At 36.7% G+C, this 4646-nt stretch carries 4 protein-coding genes and 1 rRNA gene; all 5 read right to left on the bottom strand.

Annotated elements, in window-relative coordinates; all coding sequences use genetic code 11:
- On the bottom strand, positions 1–155 hold a 155-nt coding region (locus CYK47_RS14990; protein ID WP_164709201.1), incomplete at its 3' end, for a helix-turn-helix domain-containing protein.
- A gap of 270 nt (positions 156–425) precedes the next feature.
- The gene (gene ybaK, locus CYK47_RS14985) at positions 426–893 is read right to left on the bottom strand and encodes a Cys-tRNA(Pro) deacylase (RefSeq protein WP_122902574.1); all 468 of its coding nucleotides are present in this window, start codon (positions 891–893) and stop codon (positions 426–428) included.
- Positions 894–1109: 216 nt separating this feature from the next.
- Complete coding sequence (locus CYK47_RS14980; protein ID WP_122902573.1) at positions 1110–2354, bottom strand: esterase-like activity of phytase family protein; 1245 nt, start codon at positions 2352–2354, stop codon at positions 1110–1112.
- A gap of 137 nt (positions 2355–2491) precedes the next feature.
- Positions 2492–3841 (bottom strand): aromatic acid/H+ symport family MFS transporter, encoded by a 1350-nt coding sequence (locus tag CYK47_RS14975; RefSeq protein ID WP_122902572.1) that lies wholly within the window; start codon positions 3839–3841, stop codon positions 2492–2494.
- Positions 3842–4309: 468 nt separating this feature from the next.
- Positions 4310–4424, bottom strand: a 5S ribosomal RNA gene (gene rrf / locus CYK47_RS14970).
- Between the last annotated feature and the right edge of the window lie 222 nt (positions 4425–4646).

Below are 4646 nucleotides of genomic sequence, written 5' to 3'. Positions count from 1 at the left end.
TCGTAGCGGATACGTTCATTTTTAGCGAACATTTCAAACGATTTAGCAAGAACTTGATTCCACACAAAACGAGCAGAACCTATTGCTTGATTAAGCAATATTTCCTGTTCTTTATTAGGCAAAAGCCTAAATTTATAGTGTTGTAAAATCTTCATTAAATCATTGTTTATAAAGGGATTGGTGTAAATAGATTATAGCAAATTAAAGCACTACAATAAAGATAGTATTAGATTATTTATGGCTATCGCCACTCGCTTATATCCCCCACCTGACTGTCGGTGGGGGTCTTACGCTCGATCAAGATAAATCTTCCTCAGATGACCTTGAATCGAGTGCTTTGGGCTGGGTGATCTACTTAACCTACCATTTAACTGGCAGTTTTAGCTATTATTTAAATTGCACAGATACTTATAGGTGCTGAGGTATTATTCATCAATAACATCAAAAAATTGAGCCGCTAATACTTTAGCCAAATCTTGCGGAGCTAAACCGATATCTAAACCGCGTTTCCCTCCACTGACATACATTTTTGTTAATTGTTGAGCACTGACATCTATGACGGTTTTTAAGCGTTTTTTCTGTCCGACGGGGCTAATACCACCGACCAAATAACCAGTTAAACGCTCTGCATCTTTAGGATCTGCCATATGCAGCTTTTTAGCCCCTACAGCCGTCGCTACTTTTTTGAGATTGAGCTGATATTCAACTGGTAGCACAGCTACATAATATGTTTTATCGTCAGTCACCAATAGTGTTTTAAATACTTCGTTTACATGTAATCCTAGCTTTTCTGCTGCTTCTAAACCAAAGCTTTTCGCTTGGGGATCATGTTCATATTCATGAATTGAATAATCAATTTTTTGACTTTTAAGTATTTTACAAGCAGGTGTCATAGCATTTTTGTCTGTTTGGATACAATTAATTTCTACATTATAAAACTTTGGTTATAGATTACCAATAACACTTAGGCTATTTAATAGCCACTGAATGAGCACCCTGTTGAGTTAGAATTAGCGCTTTCATTCAGGGTGCCTCTAAACTTTAAAAGCTATGATCTTTAATCTAGCTGATTAAAAATCATATTGAGTTAGTTTTATATCCCTTTATATTTAATATAATTTTTTGGGTAGCTTAATTTGAATCATCTCATTGTCGTCTGCCAGTTTGGCATTACGTCCAGACGAACCTGGGAAGTTATTATCATTAAAGACGGTTAGAGTTGTTGCATCTTCAATAATAATATCTTCGATGGTTTGGAATGGGAAACCAAAACGCTCACCCGTCGCGATATCGCCTGTACGCGGTGTACCATAGAGTAAGTTTGGATTGGCAAGATCCATAAGATCTACAATTTCTTCACGTTGAATAGTTTGCCCAATTTCACCCAATTTGACTTTAATCAGCTTTTTATAACCACCTAAATTATTTTCCGTATCATCACGTTCGATAATAATACCTTCTGTTGGGCTAAACAGTTGGAAATCACCAATCGCTGACGCTTTGCTATCTAGACTAAATAAATAATATTTACCCGTATATTGTTTAGTTTCTAAATCAAACTGCGACATGATTAATTGACCAGTACTATCATTAGATAATGGTTTTTCAAGTAATGGATATAGATATTTACCATCAGGAGAAATCGCCATTCCCTCAAAACCACCACTACGTTGAACTAAAGGTTCAACATAATTGATTTGTGCCTTATTCAGTTGGTTCTGTGGAGAACGTAATTCAACACCTGCTTGTATTGGGTGTGGAAGTGCAATAGGTGCATCTAGCAATACGCCATCTTTAGAAAAATGCAGTAAATATGGACCAAACTCATCTCCAATCCAGAATGAGCCATCTGCTTCACGTTGCATCGATTCAGGATCAAAATCTGCACCTGTCAATAAACGCTCTGGGCTATTATTATTCACGATTTCAAATGGGATCAGGCGATTAGGGTCTTTAAGCTGGATAAAATCTAGAACCTCAACTTCACCGCTGCCTTTGGCTTGAGAGCGAAAATCTGGTTTTACTTGATAAATACGTAGTAAGTAATCAGCTGAGTTATCTTGTGAACCAAAGCCATTGTCAGACATGGCCATATACGTGCCATCAGCATTTTTTAATGCTGCAGAAAAACCTTGTACAGGTTGACCTGGAAATGGCGGATAAATACCATTTGCGCCTTTAACATAAGCACCGGATTCTGGGCCTGCAGCATAAGTATCAACTTTAAGCTTGGCAAAGGAAATTAAAGTGGGTTCAGTGACTACGGGTTGGGCCTGAACATTGTCATTGTCGTCATTACATCCAGCAAGGGCTAACATGCTCAAAGTAATTAAAGATAAAGTTAATTTTTTCATAGACATATAAATCAGTTTTAAAGGCTTAGGCTATTTAACCGATTTTTTATGACAACTTGGCTGCATTTTAGTGACGATTATCTTAAATTTTGGACATAAAAAAAGCCCCCAATTAGGGAGCTTTTCGGATCATTGACTTATGCTTTAGCGCTGATTGGTTGAGCCAGCTCAACTTTATCAGTATCTTTTTCGTTCATAATTAATGCAACAGCAATTGCTGTAATCAATACAGGTAAACCTACTGCAATGAAGTTAAAGTGCGCAGGTAAGTTCATACCGAGTAAGCCACCAATCAGGATCGGACCGACAATCGCTCCCATACGCCCAATAGCAGACGCCCAACCAATTCCTGTAGAACGCACAGCAAGTGGATAATATTGTGCTACATAGCTGTATAACAACATCTGTGAGCCAATAGATGCCGCACCCGCCAAGAAAACCAAGATGTAAAGTAAGAATTGATTCGATTGAAAGCCCATTAGACTCATTACAATCGCGCCCATAACACCTAAAAACATCAGTACTGGTTTTAAATGGAAACGGTCTGCTAGGATACCTCCACCTACAATACCCACCACTGCTCCTACGTTCATTACCATCATAAACATAAGGCTATTGTCCATTGAGTAACCCGCTGCCATCATCAGTTTCGGCAACCAACTACTTAAGGCATACATTGTCAATAGACAAGTGAAGAATGCAACCCAGAACAGTAAAGTATTTACTGCACGACCACGACGGAATAAACTTACTACGTTAGCCGCTTCAGGTACCGCTTCTTCTGGTAAGGTAAATACAGTCTGCTCTGTTACAGCTGTATTTGGTGCAATACGCTTTACAATTGCACGAGCTTCAGCCTGTTTATTTTGTTTTACTAAAAAGCCTAAAGACTCTGGTAAAAATTTCCAAATAATTGGTAGTAGAAATAATGGAATACCTGCAATGAAGAACATGATTTCCCAACCAAAACTTGGTGTTAACCATGAACCTAGCAAAGCTGCCATTACACCACCTACGGCATAACCACTAAACATACCTGTCACTAAAGTACTACGCATTTTTTTAGGTGCATATTCAGAGGTTAGCGCAACAAGGTTTGGCATTACACCACCAATACCTAAACCTGCTAAAAATCGTAAAATACCAAACTCTGTGGGATTTGATGCAAAGCCACCGGCAAAAGTTAATCCACTAAACAATACAATACAAATCATAATGACTTTTTTACGCCCGATTTTATCTGCAAGCGAACCAAAAATCATTGCACCAAACATCATTCCAGCTAATGCAGTACTTGCGAGCATTCCTGCTTGCATCGCACTTAAGCCCCAATCTTGCATCAATAATGGTAAAACTACCCCATTAATTGCTAGATCGTAACCATCAAATAAAATAATTAATAAACACCAAGCAACTACATTGAAGTGAAAAGGCGTAAATTTGGCATTATCGACAACAGAATTAATATCTATTTGTTCCGTCTTCATCGTTCTCATCTCCCATGAGTACTTGTTCATACTTAATAAAAACTATTAAGTGAATTTTATAGATTCAATATACTTATTAGATTTTTAATGCACAATACGACTAAAGATTAGAAATACACATATATTTTCACCCTTCTATCTGCATGTATTAAAAGGAAATATTTATAATATAAATACCTATAACTTTAGTATTACATGAATAAATAATGTTTAAAATTTATCTAATATTTATCTAATATACCGCCAATATTCACCCCAGTATTTAAATTAACTAAACAATATCAAGTTTTAAAATATCGTTATAATTTTGATTATGAATAAATATGACTTAAAAACTATAGTGCTATATAAAGCAAAAAATAAATAATTGCATAAATAACTTAATATCAAAAATATAAATTAGACATACAAATTCTATAGCCGAAAAAAATCCCCCTGATCATTGATCAAGGGGATTTTCGAATAATGAGCTGGCGATGACTTACTCTCACATGGGTAACCCCACACTACCATCAGCGCTAAGAGGTTTCACTTCTGAGTTCGGGAAGGGATCAGGTGGTTCACTCTTGCTATTGTCGCCAGCACAACTGTGATGCTTACTCATCAGGTCTTATTAAATGCCTAACTTTCGTCAAATGAGTTATTAACAGGATATATCTGAGTCGTCTATTTTGTTCGTTAGCGTTAACTAAATCAAGTTGTTTGTAGTGATTTTGACTACAACACCAACTGTTTGGGTGTTGTATAGTCAAGCCTCACGAGCAATTAGTATTGGTCAGCTTCACATATCACTATGCTTCCACAT

The organism is Acinetobacter sp. B51(2017) (genome assembly GCF_003711395.1).
Taxonomy (GTDB): domain Bacteria; phylum Pseudomonadota; class Gammaproteobacteria; order Pseudomonadales; family Moraxellaceae; genus Acinetobacter.
The sequence above is the reverse complement of the archived record's forward strand: the minus strand, read 5'-3'. Positions and strand labels throughout refer to the sequence as shown.

What these genes read in the sequence shown, in the direction of transcription:
- CYK47_RS14975 (WP_122902572.1), bottom strand. Translation starts at nt 3,841, where the DNA reads ATGAAGACGGAACAAATAGATATTAATTCTGTTGTCGATAATGCCAAA.
- CYK47_RS14980 (WP_122902573.1), bottom strand. Translation starts at nt 2,354, where the DNA reads ATGAAAAAATTAACTTTATCTTTAATTACTTTGAGCATGTTAGCCCTT.
- ybaK (WP_122902574.1), bottom strand. Translation starts at nt 893, where the DNA reads ATGACACCTGCTTGTAAAATACTTAAAAGTCAAAAAATTGATTATTCA.